At 44.7% G+C, this 22051-nt stretch carries 16 protein-coding genes; 2 read left to right on the forward strand and 14 right to left on the reverse strand.

Annotated elements, in window-relative coordinates; all coding sequences use genetic code 11:
* Nucleotides 1-428 precede the first annotated feature (428 nt).
* The 12 genes from lysS to pth form a co-directional block, all read right to left on the reverse strand.
* Nucleotides 429-1901, reverse strand: a complete 1473-nt coding sequence (lysS, locus tag FD04_RS01875; protein ID WP_054702759.1) for a lysine--tRNA ligase — start codon at nucleotides 1899-1901, stop codon at nucleotides 429-431.
* A gap of 109 nt (nucleotides 1902-2010) precedes the next feature.
* Nucleotides 2011-3006 (reverse strand): tRNA dihydrouridine synthase DusB, encoded by a 996-nt coding sequence (gene dusB, locus FD04_RS01880; protein ID WP_056946550.1) that lies wholly within the window; start codon nucleotides 3004-3006, stop codon nucleotides 2011-2013.
* 100 nt (nucleotides 3007-3106) lie between these two features.
* Complete coding sequence (hslO, locus tag FD04_RS01885) at nucleotides 3107-3994, reverse strand: Hsp33 family molecular chaperone HslO (protein ID WP_054702727.1); 888 nt, start codon at nucleotides 3992-3994, stop codon at nucleotides 3107-3109.
* A gap of 160 nt (nucleotides 3995-4154) precedes the next feature.
* Nucleotides 4155-6257, reverse strand: coding sequence for an ATP-dependent zinc metalloprotease FtsH (gene ftsH / locus FD04_RS01890; protein ID WP_054702729.1), 2103 nt, complete (start codon nucleotides 6255-6257; stop codon nucleotides 4155-4157).
* A gap of 110 nt (nucleotides 6258-6367) precedes the next feature.
* On the reverse strand, nucleotides 6368-6907 hold the full coding sequence (gene hpt / locus FD04_RS01895; RefSeq protein WP_056946551.1) for a hypoxanthine phosphoribosyltransferase: 540 nt from the start codon (nucleotides 6905-6907) through the stop codon (nucleotides 6368-6370).
* A gap of 12 nt (nucleotides 6908-6919) precedes the next feature.
* On the reverse strand, nucleotides 6920-8284 hold the full coding sequence (tilS, locus tag FD04_RS01900; protein ID WP_056946553.1) for a tRNA lysidine(34) synthetase TilS: 1365 nt from the start codon (nucleotides 8282-8284) through the stop codon (nucleotides 6920-6922).
* A 127-nt stretch (nucleotides 8285-8411) separates the two neighbouring features.
* Nucleotides 8412-8921 (reverse strand): S1 domain-containing RNA-binding protein, encoded by a 510-nt coding sequence (locus FD04_RS01905; protein WP_054702742.1) that lies wholly within the window; start codon nucleotides 8919-8921, stop codon nucleotides 8412-8414.
* Between the two features lie 194 nt (nucleotides 8922-9115).
* Nucleotides 9116-9514: an FtsB family cell division protein gene (locus tag FD04_RS01910; protein WP_054702745.1), complete on the reverse strand. Its 399-nt coding sequence runs from the start codon at nucleotides 9512-9514 to the stop codon at nucleotides 9116-9118.
* A 105-nt stretch (nucleotides 9515-9619) separates the two neighbouring features.
* Nucleotides 9620-9889, reverse strand: coding sequence for an RNA-binding S4 domain-containing protein (locus tag FD04_RS01915; RefSeq protein WP_054702748.1), 270 nt, complete (start codon nucleotides 9887-9889; stop codon nucleotides 9620-9622).
* Between the two features lie 69 nt (nucleotides 9890-9958).
* Nucleotides 9959-11539: a putative polysaccharide biosynthesis protein gene (locus FD04_RS01920; protein WP_054702751.1), complete on the reverse strand. Its 1581-nt coding sequence runs from the start codon at nucleotides 11537-11539 to the stop codon at nucleotides 9959-9961.
* 10 nt (nucleotides 11540-11549) lie between these two features.
* The gene (mfd, locus tag FD04_RS01925) at nucleotides 11550-15065 is read right to left on the reverse strand and encodes a transcription-repair coupling factor (protein WP_420806511.1); all 3516 of its coding nucleotides are present in this window, start codon (nucleotides 15063-15065) and stop codon (nucleotides 11550-11552) included.
* 23 nt (nucleotides 15066-15088) lie between these two features.
* Nucleotides 15089-15646: an aminoacyl-tRNA hydrolase gene (pth, locus tag FD04_RS01930; protein ID WP_056946555.1), complete on the reverse strand. Its 558-nt coding sequence runs from the start codon at nucleotides 15644-15646 to the stop codon at nucleotides 15089-15091.
* 411 nt (nucleotides 15647-16057) lie between these two features.
* Between pth and FD04_RS01935 the strand changes: the two genes are divergently transcribed.
* Nucleotides 16058-17029, forward strand: coding sequence for an L-lactate dehydrogenase (locus tag FD04_RS01935; RefSeq protein WP_056946557.1), 972 nt, complete (start codon nucleotides 16058-16060; stop codon nucleotides 17027-17029).
* A gap of 121 nt (nucleotides 17030-17150) precedes the next feature.
* Nucleotides 17151-18530, forward strand: coding sequence for a L,D-transpeptidase (locus FD04_RS01940; RefSeq protein WP_056946559.1), 1380 nt, complete (start codon nucleotides 17151-17153; stop codon nucleotides 18528-18530).
* An 82-nt stretch (nucleotides 18531-18612) separates the two neighbouring features.
* Here the strand turns inward: FD04_RS01940 and FD04_RS01945 are convergent, their stop codons facing one another.
* Nucleotides 18613-19695: a hypothetical protein gene (locus FD04_RS01945; protein ID WP_054702756.1), complete on the reverse strand. Its 1083-nt coding sequence runs from the start codon at nucleotides 19693-19695 to the stop codon at nucleotides 18613-18615.
* Between the two features lie 193 nt (nucleotides 19696-19888).
* A partial coding sequence (locus FD04_RS01950; protein WP_156660382.1) for an LPXTG cell wall anchor domain-containing protein occupies nucleotides 19889-22051 on the reverse strand: 2163 nt, incomplete at its 5' end.

Below are 22051 nucleotides of genomic sequence, written 5' to 3' on the forward strand. Positions count from 1 at the left end.
TGATATACCCTGCACATTTGTGAAACGAAACTTTGTTCAGTTTTCAAAGGTCTACCAATTAAGATTTAAGTCGTTGTCATTTGACAACTTTTATATCTTAGCATGTCATTTCAAGTTCGTCAACGGTTTTTTATAAGAAGTTTGAATATCTATTCAACATCTTGTTTTGCCGATGCGTTATCTCTTTGACAACGATATTTACTATACCAGCTAAATAATGATTGGTCAACACTTTCACAACACTTTTTTTAAAATCACGAGTACTCAGCATATAGATCTTTCGTGCTTCTAATTGCAGAAGTTCGGAATACATGGTAAATGAATACACATTCATTCTAACTTGAAATGATTTTAGTTAAATAACGAACAAAACCGCACGCTAAATAAATAACGTGCGGTTTTAATCCATATTATTATCGATAATTTTTTTATTCTTCGGGACGCATCGTTGGGAACAATAAAACATCTCGAATTGATTCAGCATCAGTTAAGAACATGACCAAACGATCGATGCCGATACCGAGTCCCCCAGTAGGTGGCATCCCATACTCAAGTGCTTCGATAAAGTCTTCATCAATTCCCTCTGCTTCATCATTACCAGCTTCACGTTCTTTAACTTGAGCTTCAAACCGTTGACGTTGGTCAATTGGGTCATTAAGTTCAGTAAAGGCGTTGGCAAATTCATTACCGAGGATGTAAAGTTCAAACCGATCAGTAAACCTTGGATCATCTGGGTTCTTCTTTGCCAATGGTGAGATTTCAACTGGATGACCATAAATAAAGGTAGGCTGTTCCAACTTAGGCTGAACAAGATCCTCGAAAAAGGCGTTAATAATGTGGCCAACTGCCCAATAGTCTTCATAATGGATGCCGTGTTCATCCGCCAATGCGCGAGCCTGTTCCACAGTCATCTCAGGCCAGAAATCAACCCCAGTGTACTGCTTGATGGCATCGACCATATGCACACGAGCAAAGTCCTTCTTTAAGTCAATCTCGTGGCCTTGGTAGGTGACAAGGCCATCTTCAGTAACGGCTTGAGCAGCAGCCTTAAAGATTCCCTCAGTTTCATCCATGACGTCATGGAAATCAAAATAAGCAACGTAGGTTTCAAGCATCGTAAACTCAGGATTATGTTTAGTATCCATCCCTTCGTTTCGGAAGACGCGCCCAATTTCGTATACTCGTTCCATCCCACCAACAATTAACCGCTTAAGGTGTAATTCTAGTGCGATTCGTAAGTATAAATCAATATCTAAGGCGTTATGGTGGGTAATGAATGGCCGTGCTGACGCACCACCGGCTTGGTTATGCAAGACCGGCGTTTCCACTTCCGTAAAGTCTAAACCATCAAGATAACTACGAACTGCCGTGATGATCTTGCTACGTTTCTTAAAACGATCAAAGCTCTCTGGGTTCGAAATCAAATCCAGATAACGTTGACGATAAATTTGTTCCTTGTTTTGTAAACCATGGTACTTTTCTGGGAGTGGTCGTAGCGCCTTTGATAGGAAGGTTAACTTCGTTGCCCGAATCGTTAACTCACCCATGTCAGTTTTAATGATGTCGCCCTCAATGCCAAGGTGATCACCAATATCTGAGCGTTTGAAGATATGATAAACTTCTTCACCCAAGATATCTTTTCTCACATAAATCTGAATTCGGCCAGTGCGATCTTGAAGATCAGCAAAGCCAACCTTCCCCTTACCACGTTTTGATACCATCCGTCCTGCAATAATTGCCGTCAGATGTTTTTCGTTCAGTTCATCCTTGTCAGATTCCGCAAATTCCTGCTGTAATTGTTCAGCTAAATAAGTTCGTTCGAATCGATGACCAAAAGGATCGATGCCAGCCTCACGCAATTCATCCATCTTTTCGCGACGAACGCGTAGTTGGTCGTTCATTTCTTTATCTTTTCCAGCCACACTAATACCTCCATCTTTTATAGGTCCGCTTTTAATTTTGACAACCCTCAATAAAAAAAGCAAGCTCTTTTGCCTGCTTTTTTAAAAATTATCGGCCACTCACGGGTAATGCCGCCAATTTTTCAAGAAACGCATCGAAAATATCGTGCATCTCTTGTTCAGTTTCTGCATTGTTCAACGCAGCCTTAGTTCTTGCAGAATGCGAAATTCCCTTAAGATAGTAAGCTGCTTGCCCTCTAAATTCACGTGGACCAACGTTTTCACCCTTTAGTTCTACTAGACGGTGTAAATGTTCCTTTGCGGTTTGAATTTTCTTTTCTGGGGATGGCTCCTCAATTAACTCACCAGTTGCCAAATAATGTTCAGTTTGCCGAAGCATCCACGGATTCCCCATAGCTGCTCGACCAATCATAACGGCATCCGCACCAGTGTAATCAAGCATGCGCTTCGCATCTTCTGCAGACTTAACATCACCATTGCCCATAAACGGAATAGTCAACTCGTGGGCAACGTCCTTTAAAACGTCCCAGTCAGCATGACCTTGATACATCTGCTTTCGAGTTCGACCATGCATGGCGAGGGCCGATGCCCCAGCACGTTGCGCAGCCAGAGCATTCTCAACAGCAAAAACGTGTTGATCATCCCAGCCAATTCGCATCTTGACTGTGACCGGTTTCTTAACTGCATCCGTCACATAAGAAACCATTTCATAAACCTTGTTTGGATCTAGCAACCACTTTGCACCAGCATCCGTCTTGACGACTTTGTTAACTGGACAACCCATATTAATGTCAATAATATCGGCCGCGGTGTTTTGATCCACAAACTTAGCGGCTTGAACAAGTGTCTCCTTGCTACCACCGAAAATTTGAATACTCATTGGATGTTCACTGGCATCCACAAACATCATATCTAGCGTTTTTTGATTATGGTACATAATGCCGCGGTCTGAAATCATCTCACAAACCACTAGTCCTGCGCCAAATTCCTTACAAATGACTCGAAAAGCTGAATTAGTCACACCCGCCATGGGGGCAACAACAACTTGATTGGCAATCTTAACGTCTCCAATTTGCCATTCCATATGCTCACCTCTAACTGATTGTACTTACTTTTTTTCTGCGCTTGCTATCATAGCACATAACTGATCACCATGTCATGCACCAAACTTGATCGTCACAACACTACTTAGCTTGACTTGTTTTTAAAATTTCACGCAATTCAGCTTCAGTAAATTCATATTTGTTCTTACAAAAATGACAAACTGCTTCAGCATGGTGATCCTCGTTGATCATGGCCTCTAGTTGATCTTGAGAAACGCTAGCCAGCGCCTTTGCAAATTGTGATTTTGAACAATTACACTTAAAACTAACTGGCATCCGGTCTAAAATTTTAACGTTTTCAGCTCCGAATAATAGGTTGAGCATGTCTTCTGGCTTCTGTCCAGCCAACAACAGCTCTGAAACCATTGGCACTTCTTTAAGCCGTTTTTCCAAATTACCAATGGCATCCTCACTGGCACCCGGCATCACTTGAACTAAGAAACCACCAGCAACTTGAATAGAATTATCATCATTAACGAACACAGACACGCCAACTGCTGACGGAATCTGTTCTGATTGGGCCAAATAGTAAGTAAAATCATCGCCGATTTCACCAGAGGCAAGTGGCACTTGGCCAGTATAAGGCTGATCCAAACCAAGGTCCTTTGTAACAGACAAAAAGCCATCCACTCCGACAGCTTTGGCGACGTCGATTTTGTGGCGATCATTTAACGGGAGGTTGACATGTGGGTTTTGCAAATAACCCTTAACGGTACCATTTGCGTTACCGTCAACGACGATTCCACCTACGGGACCACCACCGTTAATACGAACCGTTAACGTATCGTCGCCCTTCAATACAGATGACGATAACATTAGGGTCGCCACCAAGCTACGTCCCAGTGCTGCTGACGCCGCAGACCAAGTGTCGTGTCGAGACTGGGCTTCTCTCACTAATTCAGTAGCATCAACGGCATAAGCTCGAAATTGGCCGTCGTCAACCACACTCTTTACTAAATAATCTGACATGTTGTCCTCCTTAGAATATTCAAAGTATTATACCATGTTTCACGTTGTACTGTAGTATCTGGACAAATCGGTGCACATGAATCTTTTACAACAACTAAAAACGCCCTACTTAATCAAAGTAGGACGTTCATTCGTGATTAATTAGATCATTAACCTCTGATTACGCTTCATCATCTGGATGAGAATGATCATCATCTGATGGTTGATCTTCCTTTGGCTTAGGCGTTGCTTCTTCATCTTCAGCCGGGGTGTCCTTGTTTTGATTAGCTGCTTGACGCTCAGCTTCACGACGCTCAAGTTCACGCTTTGACTCTTCAAAAGTTGCGGCCTTTTCACTTGGAAATTCACCATTGTTGGACTTATCTGGCATTTCACCAGTTTCATATAAACTGATAATTTGCTTTTCATCCAAGGTTTCATACTTCAGCAGTGCTTCGGCAATAATCTTGTGCTGTTCACGGTGCTCGGAAATAATCTTACGAGCGGTTTCATGTGCTTCATTGATTAAACGACGAACTTCTTCATCAATGGTTGCGGCTGTTTCCTGTGAATAAGCAGGACCTTGACCATACGCAGCACCGGCAAATGGTTGACTGCCAGCACTCTCAAGTGCAACGGTACCGACCTTCTTACTCATCCCGTATTGAGTAACCATTGAACGTGCGATTTGAGTAGCTTGTTCAAAGTCATTGGAAGCCCCTGATGATTCTGAGTCGAAGATAATCTCTTCAGCGGTACGACCACCCATGAGCCCAGCCATTTGTTCCATGGCATCTTTCTTGCTCATGAGCATCTGATCTTCACGTGGCAACATGATGGCGTACCCGCCAGCACGACCCCGTGGCACGATTGTAACCTTGTGAACGACCCGAGCATCATTGAGCACTAACCCAACGATCGTATGGCCAGCTTCATGGTACGCAACAGTTTCACGTTCCTTTTTGCTGATTACTCGGTTACGTTTAGCTGGTCCGGCAATCACACGATCTTCAGCTTCATCAATATCAGAAGCGTCAATCGAGGTCTTGTTACGACGAGCAGCCAACAAAGCCCCTTCGTTTAAGAGGTTTTCCAAGTCAGCACCTACAAAACCAGGTGTTTGCTTGGCAATCTCCTTTAAATCAACGTCATTAGCTAATGGCTTGTTACGGGCATGGACTTTCAAAATTGCTTCACGGCCGTTAACATCTGGACGACCTACAAGAATCTTACGATCGAAACGACCTGGACGCAGCAAGGCTGGATCCAGCACGTCTGAACGGTTAGTAGCCGCCATCACGATAACACCTTCGTTACCAGTAAACCCGTCCATCTCAACCAGCAACTGGTTCAGGGTTTGTTCACGTTCATCGTGACCGCCACCCATACCAGCACCACGTTGACGACCAACAGCATCAATTTCATCAATAAAGATGATTGATGGTGCGTTCTTCTTAGCTTGTTCGAATAAATCACGAACTCGGCTAGCCCCGACACCGACGAACATCTCGACGAAATCAGAACCAGAAATTGAATAGAACGGCACGCCCGCTTCACCAGCAACCGCCTTAGCAAGTAAGGTCTTACCAGTACCAGGAGGTCCCTCGAGTAACACACCCGATGGGATACGTGCACCTAGCGAGACAAACTTACGTGGATCTTTCAAGAATTCGACAACTTCGACCAATTCTTGTTTTTCTTCTTCTTCACCGGCGACGTCAGAGAAACGAATCTTGTTCTCCTTGCTGTCAGTTGGCTTGGCCTTGGACTTACCAAAGTTCATGACCTTACCGTTACCGCCACCTTGACCGGCTTGACCCATCATCATGTAGAAGAAGAAAATGAACGCGATCAGTGGTAAGACGTAAACTAATAGGTTTACCCAAAAGCCACTGGACTCTTCGGCCTTCGTGTTCATTTTGACGTTATGATCCCGTGCATAACGCGTCACCTCAGAAACAGTTGAGTTGTTTTGCAAAACAGCTGTTGAGAAGTTGGTGACCTTCGTACTGGTACTACCCCCGAGGGTAAAGCCAGTAGAAGTCTTAGTCTTTTGAGCAGTCCGATACTCACCGGTAACTTTATAAACGCCACCAGAAGGTTGAACGGAGAACTTCTTGATCTTGTTAGATTTTAGTTGTTGGATGAATTCACTTGACTGAATGTCTTGGGATTGTGAATTTGAGTTATTTCCTTGGAAAAAGTAAATAACGCCCATGACCAACAAGAAGATCACAATGTAGAAAAGACTATTACGAAAAAGTCCATTTCTTCGATTGTTCATTTAGTGCCTCCTTACTCACGGTTCCTCAATTGATCAGGAACGAAACTGAGGGAAATCTCCCCCGCTGATAGAAATTATATTATCACATTTGACCTTGTTTGACTAATGTTTTATTTCGCATAAACATCGGGTTTTAAAACACCTACGTATGGTAAATTTCTGTAGTATTCGTCGTAGTCCAAACCGTAGCCAACCAGAAATTCATTTGGAACGTTAAAACCAACGTAATCAGCCTTAGCTTCAACAACGCGTCCCTCAGGTTTATCAAGCAAAGCACACACTTTGAGTGAACTGGGTTGACGATCCATCAACCGATCTTGTAAGTATGCTAAGGTCCGACCACTGTCCAAAATATCTTCTACTAAGATAACGTCACGACCACGAATGTCGGTGCCAACGTCATGGACTAAGGTAATCTCACCGGTTGATGCAGTCCCACCATGGTAACTGGACACGTCAATAAAGTCCATGTCGGTTAACATGTCTAGTTCACGCATCAGGTCAGTCATGAAAAAAATGACGCCCTTTAAAACACCGATGAACAGCGGTTTTTTCCCCGCATAGTCTGTTGCAATCTCTGCAGCCAGCCTCTTGCAAGCAGCTTTGATGTCGTCTTGGCTGTATAAAACACGCTCGATATCGTTATTCATAAATTTACTCCTCTAATCAGTTTGTTTTAAAACCAGTTCGTAATTGGGGTTGGTTGTCGCAGATAAACGTGCCGAACGTTGAATACCAATCAGCCAAAGTACCTCACCTTTGTTGGTGACCACCACTTGGCGACTGGCGCGATCAACCACTGAAACGTGATGATCGATCAGTAGCCGATGAACCGTCTTATGCCCACCAGAGGCAAGTCGAATTCGATCTTGTGATTGTGCTGGCCTCACCACAAGCGGTAAGTCTGCAGGTGTCAAATACAATGCCATCCGCCATGGATCAGAAAAAGTCGTCTGATGATTGATGCTCAACTGTGCTGACAATCCCTGTGATAACTGCACCCATTGGTTAGATAGTACCACAATTTGATTGGTCGTAACCTGATTTTCAATAACTTTTCCAGCGGAAGTCACGGAAAATTGCTGACGGTATTTCACAAGTTGAAATCCCTGTGCTAGATCAAGCTTTGCCGTGGGTTTCATTCGATTGTGGAGGACTTGTAAAATTTCATCGAGATACCGCCGATTGATGGGCACACCAGCCTCATTCAAAGCAGCGTTCACCACCCCTCGCTGACTAACCGCCGACAGTTTTAAGAAACGCGGCACTGATACGACCAAGGGATTGCGTTGCACGGCAACTGTTGTTAACAACTGCTCAATTTGCGCATCCGCGAGTTGTAAGGCATCCGTTAATTGGGAGGAATATTGCGCCACGTGCCTCAAGAAAGCGGGATTTTCTCGCTTCAAAAGTGGTATCACATCATGCCTGATTCGATTACGAAAGACATCATTAATTTGATTGCTATCATCTTCAAACCAGCGTATTTGATTTGTCTTAGCGTAAGCAACGAGCTGGGCTTTATTAAAATCCAACAACGGTCGGACAAGTTGACCCGTTCCAAACGGCTGCTTGGGTGTGATTCCTTGTAGTTGAGTCAGCTCGCCGCCCCGCACTAACTTCATTAAGACAGTTTCGGCGTTATCATCACTGTGGTGAGCAGTCATCAAACTGGCGGCTTGATTATTAGCCATCACCCGTTCAAAAAATTGATACCGAAAACTTCGTGCTGCCGCTTCAATTCCATTAGCCGGATGAATTTGCTTAGGCCAGTGCGCCTTTACTAGTTTAAGTTGGTGTTTTCGACAATAGTCAGTCAGGTATGTTTCTTCAGCAACACTTTGTGCCCTTAGTTCATGATTCACGTGTGCAACAATTAACTTGGTCCGTTCAATCTCTGGTAGTCGTTGCAATAACGTTAACAAAACCATTGAATCAACGCCAGTCGATACGGCCACCACGATTGGTGATGTAAGGCTATCAAGCAACCGTCCCAGCGAAGCTTTAAATTGTGATTCGATTTCCATGTTGGTGTCTCCGTTTTTAAATTGAGAAAATAATGGCGTCATCGAACTCCACGTGCGGAATTCAATGGCGCCATTCTGATTATTTCATTGCATGCTGGCAATTACAGCGTACATTCAGTCATAAAACTTAACTGCGTCGACCGCCTCGACCGCCACGCTTTCCTTCAGTGTTGCGTTTGAGCGTCGCCAACCGGTCTTCGCTTTCCTTCAAAAAGCCCGACATTAAATCATCGAAACTCTCTTTATGGTTTGAACTTGCGTGATTGTTGTTCCGCGGACGATTGCCGCCGTTGCTGCCACCATGGAAGTGCCCGTTACCACCGTTATGGTGAGCACCGTTACTTTCGTGGTGTTCGTGACTACGATGTGGTCGTTCACTTTGATTAGAATGGCCTTCTGGGTGGTCCGTCGCTTTTCGAATTGACAACGCAATCTTACCGTCATCGCCAATCGACAGCACCTTAACTGTGACCTCATCGCCAACGCTCAAAACGTCGTGGATATCCTTAACGAAACCATCTGAAACTTCGCTAATGTGCACTAACCCAGTTTTGTGGTCGCCTAAATCAATAAACGCACCAAAATTCGTAATACCTGAAACCTTACCAGCAACTTTTGCTCCAACCTCGATTGCCATAAACAAGAAGTTCCTCCTTAAATTTGTACTAATAGTATAGCACATTTCTTGAAAATTCAGCCTGAAGAACAAACGATTTTTTAATCAAAATCTCATGCCACCAAATTCTGGCCATTGATTAGCCGAACATAAAAACGAAGCCGAACCCCAATATCAGGTTGGGACCAGCTTCATCTTACCGTTTATTCATCAGACTACTTGGCCGTTACATCACTTGATTTATCGCCTGGCAGACTATAAATTGTCTCACCTGACTTACCATAGTAGTACTTTGATCGAATCAGATTTTCTAAGTACGATTTGTCATTTAAGAGTTTCACGTGTTCGTTAAGTTGCTGATGCGTGGCCTTGACTTTCGTCAAACGTTCTTGACGTTGGGCAATTGCAGCATCGGTCTTATGAACGGAAGCCCGTGCTTGAAAAATCTGGATCCCTAAAACAGCGAACACAATGAAAAAACAAGAGATAATCATGACCGCCCGTCGCTTGCGAATCTTGGTCAAAACCGACTTGCTTTGACGCTGTTCTTCGCGTTGCTGTACTTGTCTTGTGTACTGATTATCAAGCCGAGTAATTTTTGCTTGCTTCGCCATTTTAACACCCCCAATGCATAGATCCTCGTGTTGAGTATATCAACCATTTTAGACCTTGTCTACGGGCATTAAAACGGATTCACGAAAAGTTACATAATTGTAACGTTACTCACGAAAATCCTGCTCATAATCTTCACTGACAATTTTGTACATATTCTCAGCATCCTGTTTTTTGGTCGTTTCAAGCAATTGTAACACCTGAACCGTCAGTGTTTTATTACCAAATTTAATCACTAAAACATCGTTTGGCATGACGTCAGTGCTCGACTTGGCCGGTCGATCATTGATCATGATGCGTCCCTTATCTGCAATTTCCTTAGCAACTGTCCGTCGTTTAATAATTCGTGAAACCTTTAAAAATTTATCTAATCTCATGATTTCCTCCGTTTTAAGTAACGTTATTGTTATCATCAGGCGCTGTATTACCATGTGTAACCAGCCTAACTAGCGCTTAAACCACCTTAACCACTTGCCAGCCAATGGCAGCATTAGCCATTCCCTCAACGTCAGTAGTTGGTACTTGAGTGCTAAGCTGATAAATATTAAGACACCAACGATGACACCCAGGATTGCTAAAGCGAGTGCCATTGGTCGTGGTGGTAATCCGAAAGCCAACCAACGACCAAATGGCATGGCTAAACGCACACCCAACCACATGGCAATTGAAATGGCTGCTAGCTTGAACAAGAAACTTTCCTTAAAAGCTCCCAGTCGCTGCTTTTTCAGCTGTTTCATCAAGAATAATGTCATGACGAGCAAGGCCAAAACGGTCACCCAGCTGGCACCAATGGCGCCAAAGCTCACGACCGCGCGTTGATTTAACACTAATTTGACCAGTAAACCGAGTCCCAGTCCAGCAATGGTTACCGTAAACTGGTTTAAACTCTGCAAGATACTATTATATATCATGATCAACGTGGCGAAAATGATACTGAGTACGTAGACCTCTAAAATTCGGTTACCTTCTTGGTTACCAAAAAGTAATTGATTCACCTCTGGCATGAGCGCAATCAACCCGACCGCAGCAGCCGTTGCAATCGTCATGCTCATTCTAATGACCGTGTTAGCCTGCTTAATGAACTGGCCATGGCGACCACGCTGTAAGGCGGTTGTGAGCGAAGGCAACAGTGAAGATGCAAATGACGTTGCAACAACCAGCCCCAGTTGAACCAACGGCTGTCCACGATCATAGACACCTTTAACTGATTTAGCAATCATATCAGAATAGCCATGAACCACTAACCCTCGCATGACTGTAAAAGAATCAACGAGTTGAAGCAAGACCATCATCGAAGCAAACAGACTGATTGTACCACCTTCAATCAGCAAGCGTTTGCCAATTGTGGTGTATGACCACGGTGCAGGTTGTGAAATCGGCGTCCAAAAATTTAGCCGAGCCCGGTAAACGTAGATGCCCATCACCACCGAAGCAAAAATGGCTGCAATCGCTGCACTACTCATGGCCCAAGCACCCATTTTATACACCGGCCATTGGTGATGAACTGCCCAGTAAGCTACCATCAAAATAACCCCGACCCGAACAGTTTGCTCGACCAACTGGGACGTAGCGGAGGGGCGCATATCATACTCCCCTTGAAAGTAGCCACGGCTCACTGCTAAAAACGGTGAAAACAAAAACATCCAACTCACTGATTTGATGATTGGCGTCAATCCCGGGTCGCCCATTGCTACAGCAATTTTGAAGGCACACAATTGAAGCAGTCCAAATAAAACCAGTGAACTAATCCCCATAATGACAAAGACGCGAGAAAGCAACGCCATTTTATCCTTTTTCGAATGCGTTTCTGCCACTAATTTTGAAATAAACATCGGCAGACCGCTCAAAGCAAAGGTCATCCCGATACCATAAATTGGGTAAATTTGTTGGTAAACGTAAAAGCCGGTATTGCCCACCATATTTTGGAAAGGCACGCGGTAAACCGCACTTAAAATTTTGGCGATGAGTGACGCGACCGACAGTAAAATGGCGCCCTGCATCACTGTTTTCATTGTTTTTCGTTGCATAAATCACCTATTATTTTGCGGTTGGTTCAGCCACCATTTCACTCAGTGCTGTAACAAACTGTGTCAATTCTGTTAACCAGGTTTGTGGTGTCATCTTCGGTTGGATCACTAATTTCACTACCAATCGGTCGTTCGTCAGACCAACCGTGGCACGCAGTTTAGTTGTGGCTAACGCTTTGAAAACATCCTCACCACTAAATCGCGTCGTGCCTGCAGCCGAGAAGGTCAACGTAATCTGATCCTTGATTCGATGCAGCTTGTCGATCAACGCAGCATCCGCTTGAATCTTAACTTGACTAACAGCTAACAGGTTGGTGACCTCAACGGGATACTCACCAAACCGGTCAATTAAGTCATCTTGAATTTCAACCACGTCATCGTGACCTTCAATCTGACGAATTCGCTTATACATCTCGATTTTTTGCTGTTGATCTGCAATATAACTCTCAGGTAGGTAAGCCTCCAAGCCGAGCTCCACAGCTGCATCAGTTTTAGGTTTAGTTTGCTTACCTTGTTTTTTGGCGACCGAATCCGCCAACATCTGAGAATATAGATCATAACCAACTGAGTCGATAAACCCACTTTGCTGCTTACCGAGTAAATTACCCGCGCCACGAATGGAGAGATCACGCATCGCAATTTTGAACCCAGAGCCCAACTCCGTGAAATCCTTAATGGCCTCGAGTCGTTTTTCACTCACTTCCGTCAACACTTTATTAGGTTGATACATGAAGTATGAATAAGCGACCCGGTTACTTCTACCAATCCGGCCACGCAACTGGTATAGCTGTGATAAGCCCATATGGTCCGCATTTTCAACAAACAAGGTGTTAACGTTGGCAATGTCAATCCCGGTTTCAATGATCGTCGTAGTGACCAAAACATCGTAATCACCACGAATAAAATCATATAAAATCCCTTCAAGTTGAGCCTCAGTCATTTGACCATGAATGTAAGCCACTTCAGCGTCAGGGACTAATGCTTTGATTTGGCTGACCGTTTCCTCAATATCATCCACCCGATTGTGGAGGTAGAAAACTTGACCCCCCCGTTGCATCTCACGTCGAATACCATCTTGAATAGCGCCCGCGTTTTGTTCCATCACGTAGGTTTGAATTGGGAATCGGTTAGCTGGTGGTGTTTCGATCACGGACAAGTCGCGAACCCCCAGCATTGACATGTGCAAGGTTCTTGGAATTGGTGTCGCAGTGAGCGTTAGCACGTCGACTTGTGACTTTAATTGCTTTAACTTTTCCTTGTGTTTAACGCCAAACCGCTGTTCCTCATCAACTAGCAAAAGCCCTAAATCTTTAAACTTAACGTCCTTTGATAATAATCGGTGAGTACCAACGACCACGTCAACACTACCGTCTTCAAGACCGGCAATAATCTCATGAACTTGTTTGGTCGTTTGGAACCGTGACAAGATGGCTACATTAACGGGAAACCCTTCAAATCGGTTAACCATTGTATCGTAATGTTGTTGGGCCAAAATCGTGGTTGGCACTAAAAAGGCAACCTGCTTGCCAGCTTCAATTGCTTTGAATGCTGCTCGCAACGCGACTTCAGTTTTCCCATAGCCAACGTCACCCACCAACAGTCGATCCATTGGCTTGGCCTTTTGCATATCATGTTTGATTTCTTCAATACTTCGAAGTTGATCTGGTGTTTCAGAATACGGAAAATCATTGTCAAACTGTTCTTGATACGTATCATCCGCTGGGAAGGCGTAACCTTTTTCCGAATCACGCTTAGCGTATAGCTCAATCAGGTCATCGGCAATATCTTCAATCTTGGCAGCAACCTTTTTCTTGGTTTTTGCCCAATCTGAGCCACCTAACTTGTTAATTCGTGGCTTCTTATCTTCAGATGAAACGTACTTTTGAATCAAATTCAACTGACTGACTGGAATAAAGAGCTTCGCGCCATTTTGATACGCAATCGTCATGTAATCTTGGTGAACACCGTCAACCTCGAGGGTCTGCGTGCCTTCGAAACGGCCAATTCCGTGGTTAACGTGAACAACGTAATCACCGGGTTTCAAATCCGTATAACTTTTTAGTCGTTCGGCATTTTGTAACGTCTGACGGCGTCGATGATGCTTGGTGACTTGCTTAAACATCTCAGCTTCAGTAATGACGACTAACTTAGCATCTGGTAACTCAAAACCAGTCTGACTTTGAGCTGGAATCAATTGAACCACTCCAGGCTGAATATCTTCCTGCTTGGTCATAACCGCACTGATTCCGAAGTCGTCAAGCGTTTGTGATACTTTAGCCAATCGTTCTTCAGTGGCCATCATCATGACCACGGTCTGCGACGTTAATGACCAACGTTCGATTTCTTGTTTGAGCAGTGGCATTTGGCCGAAAAACTGTTGCATCGCTCGGGTCGGAATTTCGAGTAACTGGTCGAACCGCATATTGCCCATACCCTTTTGGAATAGCGCAAAAAATACCTCTGGATGCTGATCACGTTTTAAAACGTCTTGGAAATGTAGCCCAAATTGCTGTGCTTTAAAAATCTGATGGACCCTGAGTTTATCAACGGACCAGTTTGCTTCATCCAATTCTAGTTGCTTATTGGTATCCCGCAAACGGGGATAATCATCAACCAGAACGACGCCGTCCTCACCCAGATAATCTAATAGGTTGGTTTTTCCAAAAAATGTATCGGCAAACATTCTGAGTTCGGCAGAAACATCCCCCTTGGTTAGCGCTTCAATCAGGGGGGTAATACTATTGTTGAGTAACTCGCCGTCATCATTGGCGAGTGTTTTTTGTTCTTTTTTTAATTGGTCGGTTAGTGTTTTGGCCGCAGTCTGTCGCTGCTCCGGCGTCATCAACAAGTCAGTTACGGGATGGATCGTCACTTCGTCGATGTTGTTCACGCTTCGTTGCGTACTAGCATCAAAGTATCTCAGTGAATCGATTTCGGTATCAAATAAGTCCACCCGAACTGGATATTCCGTGTCTAACGGGTAGATATCAATAATCGCACCCCGAACGGCAAAGTCACCGGGTGCATCCACTAATTTTTGCCGCTTATAGCCCATTCGTTGCAGCCGGGCAGTTAATGATTCAAGTTCAACTTCATCTCCAGTTGCTAACGGAATCTGAGCATCCCGAAAAATGTCGGGATCAGGTAACTGGCGTCGAAGACCCGATACCGAGGTTACGATCACTGCCGGTTTTTGCTGCACAAGTGCACTCAACGCTTGAATCCGCTGACTCTGAAAATCTGGCGAACTCGTAGCAATTTCGGCAGCTAGTAATTCTTCAACTGGAAATTCAAAGAGCTGGTCAGAAGATAACTGACTACTCAATTCATCAGTTAACTGATCAGCATGGTAAACCGTATCGGTCACAAAGATCATCGGCCGCTGTTCTTTTTGTAATAGCGTCTGGATCAGCATTGTTCGTGCAGATCCCGCAATCCCAGTCAGTAATTGACGACCGGCATGATCAAAATCAGCGACTAATTGCTGATATTGAGGCATTTTTGCAAAAAAATCTGCAAGTTGCACGTCACTTCACTCCTTGTAAAAAACTAATTATATTTATTCATTAAAGCGGGCACCTGCTCGCCATCAACCCAATCAAACAAAGCTGCAACAGCATGATCAGCCGCTTGGTTAAACGTTGCGCGCTGATCCGTTGTAAACTTACCTAAAACGTAGTTCACAACACTGCTTTTTTGTGGGTGTTGAATCCCGACTTTGATTCGATTGAACTCACTGGTCCCCAATGCTGCGATAATACTCTTAATGCCATTGTGGCCACCAGCGGATCCCTTTGGTCGAATTCGAATTCGCCCCAATGGCATATCCATATCGTCATGAATCACGATGAGGTCTTCAACGTCGAGTTTGTAGAAATTCATGAGTGCACCTACTGCACGCCCTGATTCATTCATAAACGTCGTTGGTTCAACCAACAACACCTTTTCACCATTAACTTGGCCACTCGCCAACTTAGCTTCCATTTTGCGAGTCGTAAAAGCTAACCCCGCTTCACTGGCGAACTGCTCGACAACCATAAACCCGGTATTATGCCGTGTTTCCTTGTATTGAGGTCCAATGTTGCCAAGTCCAACAATCATCTTCATTAATAAACGCGCTCCATTTCGTGACATTTTCTATATTAAACCATGCTAAATAGCTGAACGATAGCCATAATCGTTCAGCGTTATCAATTCTTACGAACTGTTTACTTCTGAAAGTATAGCATAAGTCCACTTGGGTTGCACTCAAACCCAACTCAAGACAATACTTAGATTTAAATGGGTTGTCATTTAATCAGTTTTAGAGAATTGGTATAGTTAAAATATGCCGATTAAAAAATACATTAATTTTATATTGTTCAGTTACATACCGAAACACCGGCGTTTTCACAAACTCTGTCTCAGAATTCTCACAAATCCCCAAACAAACCATTGGAAAGCGCTTACTATTTCATGATACAATACTTGTGTTCGAAGAATAACTTTTTCAAACACAAGTGTTTAAAAACAAACTTTATGGAAGAGGTGGGTACATTGTCAAAGAGCCATCAAAAAGTCGTACTAGTTGGTGACGGTGCTGTCGGTTCAGCTTACGCCTTTGCATTAATGCAACAAGGATTAGCAGAAGAACTTGTCGTTGTCGATGTGATCAAGGAAAGAACTGTCGGAGACGCACTTGACCTTGAAGACGCGCAAGCCTTCACCGCACCAAAAAAGGTATATGCGGGTGAGTACAGCGATGCTAAAGATGCCGATTTAGTTGTCATCACCGCTGGCGCTCCTCAAAAACCTGGCGAAACCCGGTTGGACCTCGTGAACAAGAACCTCAAAATTTTGAGTTCAATTGTTCAACCAATCGTGGACTCGGGCTTTAACGGCATTTTCTTAATTGCCGCTAACCCAGTTGATATTTTGACCTACGCTACATGGAAATTCTCTGGCTTCCCTAAGAACAAAGTTATTGGTTCAGGGACTTCACTGGATACTTCTCGTTTACGCGTTGCTTTGGGTAAGAAGTTAAACTTAGATCCACGAAGTGTTGACGCTTATATCTTAGGCGAACACGGTGATACTGAATTTGCAGCCTATGAAGAAGCAACCATTGGTTCAAAGCCATTACTTCAGATTGCTGAAGAAAAAGGTATTTCAAAAGATGAATTAGCCGAGATTGAAGATCAAACTCGTAACAAGGCTTACGAAATCATCAATCGTAAAGGTGCTACCTACTATGGTGTTGCAACCAGTTTAATGCGAATCACGCGGGCAATTTTACGTGATGAAAACGCCATTTTACCTGTTGGTGCTTCACTTGATGGTGAATACGGCTTGGATGACGTCTTCATCGGGACGCCTGCTATTATCAATGCCACTGGTTTAGCTGGTGTCATTGAAGTACCTTTGAGCTCTGATGAAAAGGCCAAGATGGCAGCTTCTGCTGAAACATTAAAGAAAGTCACAAAAGACGGCTTAGCAGCTTTAGATGCCTAAACGCTGCTTTACCAATTTTTTCAAAAACGCCCCAAAATTTGGGGCGTTTTTTTAGTGGGTATAAATTGAGTTTTGTGTGGTTATGCCGTATCCTTAAGGAAGTATATAAGGAGGAGCAGATATGACACATCGTTTTCGCTGGGCCACAGTCGGAATTGCCGTCATCGCCATTTTAGGGATTGGCTACGGTTTTCGTACTGCCCATTATCAACATCACTTTTTAAGTGGCACCAAAATCGATGGCGTGCAAGTCGGTGGTCAAACTGCTGACCAAGCGGCCACAACGCTTAGCGCCAAACTGGCAAATCAAGCGTACACCGTCACCGAGCATCAGAGTACGTTGACCACTTTTACGTCACGTGACGCCGGTATTAAAGCACCTACCACAGCTAAACTCAACCAGCTTTTAGCAAAGCAAAACGCCTTTAGCTGGCCACTTCACGTGGTTAGTGCATCAGCCAGTGACCAACAATTGGATGCCAGCGCCATTAATCAAGCTGACTTAACCCAATTGGCTAATCAAATCGTGGCAAAGGCCGGTACCAACCGGACCCAAACCCATAACGCCAAATTAATCTACCAGGATCACGCCTTCACGATTAAGGCACCGGTCTATGGGTCCGAAGTTTCGACCAACTCAGTTAAGGCTGCACTATCTAAGGCTATTGAACGGCATGAAACAACGATTAACCTCAAGCAGGCTTATGTTCAACCAACTGTCTTGGCAAACAGTAAGTCGTTAGTATCCGCCAAAAAAACAGCGCAAAAACTGGCAACTAACAAAATCACCTACCGTTTGTCGAATCATCGTGTCACGATTCCGCGTGATACCATTGCCAGCTGGCTAACAACCAGTCAGGGTAAAGTGACCACGTCCAACAGCAAGATTTTGTCGTACTTAACTAAGCTGAGTTATCGTTATGGCACGGTTCATAAAACCCGCCATTTCAAGACCCACAGTGGGTCAACTGTTTCAGTTCCCGCTGGTCTGTATGGTTGGAGTATCAAAGTGACCTCAGAGACGCCAATCCTAGCCAAGCTCGTGTTAGCCGGCAAGCCAACCACACGCACACCAGTCATTCAAGGAACTGGTTATCACAAGGATGGCACCGATATTGGTAACACTTACGTCGAAGTTTCTAAGTCGGCGCAACACATGTGGGTGCACAAAAATGGTAAAATCGTCATTTCAACCGACGTTGTGACTGGTAAACCCGTCAAAGGTACCACACCATCTGGCGTTTACGTCGTTTGGAACAAGCAACGCAATGCCACTTTACGTGGTCAGAATGACGATGGCTCGAATTACGCGTCACCTGTCAGCTACTGGATGCCCGTTGACGATACCGGTGTCGGGATTCACGATTCGCCTTGGCAGCCTCGCTATGGTGGGTCATGGTACCTCACCCACGGCTCACATGGCTGTGTGAACACCCCACCATCGGTTATGAGTCACGTCTATGCTACCGTAGCCCTACACACACCCGTTGTTATTTATTAACCTGATAACTTAAAAGCGCCCTGAAATTACCAAATTAAGTAATTTCAGGGCGCTTTTGTTTGCTGTTAACTGGATTTTAAATCTAATAGGCGGTTGTTGATTGGAACACTTCTGGATTCTTGTTGGATAGCAATAAGCCATGACCGCTGTTTGTAAAGCTGAGGGCCTCAAACTCACGATGTGAATTGAATTTCGTGTATTTAAAGTCGCGACTCTTCAAAGTGCCCTTGCCATTTAACTTCTTAGCTGGAAAGCTGGTGATTGAATCATCAGCGACCAGGTATAATCGGCCGTTATGGGCGTTGTAACCCATTGCTTGTTCATGTGTCCCTGGACGGTGAGTGAACAGTTGCTTGGTCAGGCGGAAATGAACCGTCTTGGTACCAATACTGCCCTTATAAACCTTCACCTTACTGCCAGAAACTGTCCAGTAGTAGGCGTTACCGCTGTGATCAAACGTTAAGTCGTGCCCGCCTGGTACGTTGGCGCCATAACTACTCATATGAAAGGTGATCGCTTTATTGGGTGTTAACGACGACGTGCTGATGCGTTGTAGCGTCGAGGTCTTCGTTGCACTCATACTGGTGTCCCGCCACATATAAAGTGAATGGTGCTTTTTATCGTAAGCTAACGACTGACCATGACCAGTAGTAAAAATACCGCCGACCTTTACCGCGCTGTTACCGCCCTTACCATCCATAGCCGCCTGTGCTTTGGTGAAGGATAACTTGCTGAGCTTCGCCATATCGTAACGCGCAACAAAGCCCTTGTTCGTCATGCCTTTGGTATAGTGTGGTTGATACACAACATAAAGATAATGACCACCGTCGTAAGCCATTGATTGCGGATTGGTCATATCATATTTACTATTTCCCTTCGCTGCGTGTGTCTTTGGCAATTGATAGCGGGTTTTAAACCTCCACTTTTGATTACCGGCGACACTTTTCAGTGTATTCGTCCCTGAGGGGTTAGTTGCAAACTGGTAGGCACCAGCCGTCACAAATCCCGTTGCCGAATTATTTAACGTTCGCAAACTGCTTGATTTATACTGTGTGATTGCATTACTTGATTGGTGATAGGTCGAAAAAGCGTAGGCAGTTCCCATGGACGTTACCAACGCCAGGCCACCAACCATTAAACTGGTTAAGATACCAAAGTGTTTCATATCGATTCCCCCTAAAAGATTACATCATCTACTTGATGCATTAATTGTAGCACACTCCACATGTGTAAACCTGGCTATCCGTTAGCTTGGTGACCACAAAAAGAAGCGGTGAACACCCTCATTTAGGCGTTCACCGCTTCTTTTGTTTCACTCAGACTTGCTGCAAAATCATCAACTGAATGATTACAAAGATTTACTTGTTGCTGTCTTCGTCTTCATGCTTACGACGTTTTGCTGCTAGTCCTAATAAACCAAGCAAGCTCATTAGACTCAAACCAATTTTCGCTAACGTTGCATCCTGCGTTTTTTCGTTGGTTTGTGGCAATTTGCGACTGTCTGTTGCTTTTTGCTGATTGTCACTATTTTGGGTCTTGTGACTCACTGTCGTTACATTCGCTTGCGCACCTGAAAGGTTGTGAGCTGCCTGCTTGTCAGTTGGTGCAGTTGCCGTATCGTCATCCGTTTCGGTGTAAGTGACTGGTTCCGTCACTTTAATCGTCCCATCTGGTTCAACAATTGCCGTTACAGTCTGTTTATCACTGGTGTAACCATCACGTTGAGGAACATCAACTACGATTGTTTGCCCCGTCTTACCAGTGACGTTGTTAACTGTGAGATTGCCAAGATTGCTGTCGAGGGTCACATCACCAGTCACTTGATTAGGCACATAATCGATATTCGTCGTTGTCGTTGTAATCGTACCGTCTGGATTAATCGTAAACTGAACGACACTTGGCTCACTGGTATACCCTTCCTGAGCGGGTACTGGTACTTCAAGCACTTGCCCGGTCACACCAGTTAAGTCTGGGAAGTTCACGTCACCCAAGTTGCTTGGTACTGTAACCGTACCAGTCACCGTGTTAGGTGTGTAAACAATGGTTTCCGTAATTGAAATGGTGCCATCTGGGTTAACAACGCCAGGGACGGTCGTCTTGTTAGTCGTGTAACCCTGTTTAGCAGGTACGTTAACTTCGACCGTTTGGCCAGTTTTACCCGTAACGCCCTCAACCGTTAAATCACCATAGTTACTTGGAATGGTGACAGTAGTATCAACGGTATTCGGTACGTAAACAACTTGGACGCTGGTATCAGTCGTTGGTACTTCAACGTCTTGGCCAGTCTTCGGCGTGTAACCTTCAACTGTAGGGAAATCAGTAATCACTGTTGCGGTAGTACCAGTTTTAGGCGTTGCTTTCGTATCCGGAATTGGGTTGCCGCTCTCATCAACCGGCGTAATGCTGTACGCGTGTGTCGTTGGGGTATAAACGACTTTAGCGTTACCACCGTCCGTTGGCACAGTCCCAGGGTTAGTTGTAACTTCATAACCAGGAACGTCAGGATACGAAATTTCTGTACCGAGCGCGCCCGTTTCAGGCGTCGCCGTTGTGCCAGGAATGTCGTTGCCATTGGCATCAACTGGTACCGTTGTGTAAGTTGCATCAACCATCACTCTGAATTTCACAACGAAGACGTTCTCGCCAGTATCTGGGTTAAAGGTCTTTGAAACCGTTTGGTCACTCACTAAGTTATAGTTCTGTGCCAAAACAGACTGAATTTCAGATTCAACTGCCGTGTGATCAATGTAACCATCTGTCTTACCCTCAACTGTCTGATCCTCAGCCAATTTATGAGTTGGATTGTCTGCATCAACAAATTCAACTAACCCGTTTTGGCCATCAGCGGTATAGGTGACGGTTTCATTCGGTTTGATGCTGCCATCTGGTTCAATTGTAGCGGTAATGGTGTCAGCCGTTGGGGTGTACCCCTTCTTGGTTGGCACGTTAACCGTTACGGTTTGACCAGTAACACCCGTGACACCAGGGACGGTTGCCGTTCCTGCATGATCGACGTTATTGCCGTCTGTTGTGTCAGTTGGGATGGTGACTGGGGCGTTGACCGGGTTTGGGGTGTAAGTGACATTCACATTTCCATTTTCAACCGTAGGCACTGTTTCATTATTTGGCCGAACTGTATAACCCTTAACATCAGGATAGCTCACTGTCGTACCGGGTTTAGCGTTATAGTGCGTCGGTGTCACATTTGAAATCGGCTTTCCGTCTGCAGTTACCGGGGTCACTGTATAGTCCACCGGAACTGGTACTGTCAGCTCTGTGCTTTGGTTCCCTTTGTCTGGCGTTGCCGTAACGATTTGACCTGGCGTCACTTCGGTATCCGTCACTGGAATGTCAAACTCACCCGTATCCGTAGACTTAGCCGTGATTGGATTGCCGTCGGCATCCTTAATCGGATCGCCGTTCACGTCAGTCAACGTAACGGTTGTATTTGGTGTCGTCTTACCTGTGACATCATAGCCACCATTATTACCGGCGATTGCTGGATCCGTAATGCTTGGTTT

The organism is Secundilactobacillus odoratitofui DSM 19909 = JCM 15043, from assembly GCF_001434895.1.
Classification (GTDB): Bacteria; Bacillota; Bacilli; order Lactobacillales; family Lactobacillaceae; genus Secundilactobacillus; species Secundilactobacillus odoratitofui.

Excerpts from the sequence above, each read along its gene's own strand:
- lysS (WP_054702759.1), bottom strand. The coding sequence starts at position 1,901 with ATGAACGACCAACTACGCGTTCGTCGCGAAAAGATGGATGAATTGCGT.
- pth (WP_056946555.1), bottom strand. The coding sequence starts at position 15,646 with ATGAAGATGATTGTTGGACTTGGCAACATTGGACCTCAATACAAGGAA.
- hslO (WP_054702727.1), bottom strand. The coding sequence starts at position 3,994 with ATGTCAGATTATTTAGTAAAGAGTGTGGTTGACGACGGCCAATTTCGA.
- FD04_RS01940 (WP_056946559.1), top strand. The coding sequence starts at position 17,151 with ATGACACATCGTTTTCGCTGGGCCACAGTCGGAATTGCCGTCATCGCC.
- tilS (WP_056946553.1), bottom strand. The coding sequence starts at position 8,284 with ATGGAAATCGAATCACAATTTAAAGCTTCGCTGGGACGGTTGCTTGAT.
- hpt (WP_056946551.1), bottom strand. The coding sequence starts at position 6,907 with ATGAATAACGATATCGAGCGTGTTTTATACAGCCAAGACGACATCAAA.
- FD04_RS01945 (WP_054702756.1), bottom strand. The coding sequence starts at position 19,695 with ATGAAACACTTTGGTATCTTAACCAGTTTAATGGTTGGTGGCCTGGCG.
- ftsH (WP_054702729.1), bottom strand. The coding sequence starts at position 6,257 with ATGAACAATCGAAGAAATGGACTTTTTCGTAATAGTCTTTTCTACATT.
- FD04_RS01905 (WP_054702742.1), bottom strand. The coding sequence starts at position 8,921 with ATGGCAATCGAGGTTGGAGCAAAAGTTGCTGGTAAGGTTTCAGGTATT.
- FD04_RS01935 (WP_056946557.1), top strand. The coding sequence starts at position 16,058 with ATGGAAGAGGTGGGTACATTGTCAAAGAGCCATCAAAAAGTCGTACTA.
- FD04_RS01920 (WP_054702751.1), bottom strand. The coding sequence starts at position 11,539 with ATGCAACGAAAAACAATGAAAACAGTGATGCAGGGCGCCATTTTACTG.
- FD04_RS01910 (WP_054702745.1), bottom strand. The coding sequence starts at position 9,514 with ATGGCGAAGCAAGCAAAAATTACTCGGCTTGATAATCAGTACACAAGA.
- FD04_RS01915 (WP_054702748.1), bottom strand. The coding sequence starts at position 9,889 with ATGAGATTAGATAAATTTTTAAAGGTTTCACGAATTATTAAACGACGG.
- dusB (WP_056946550.1), bottom strand. The coding sequence starts at position 3,006 with ATGGAATGGCAAATTGGAGACGTTAAGATTGCCAATCAAGTTGTTGTT.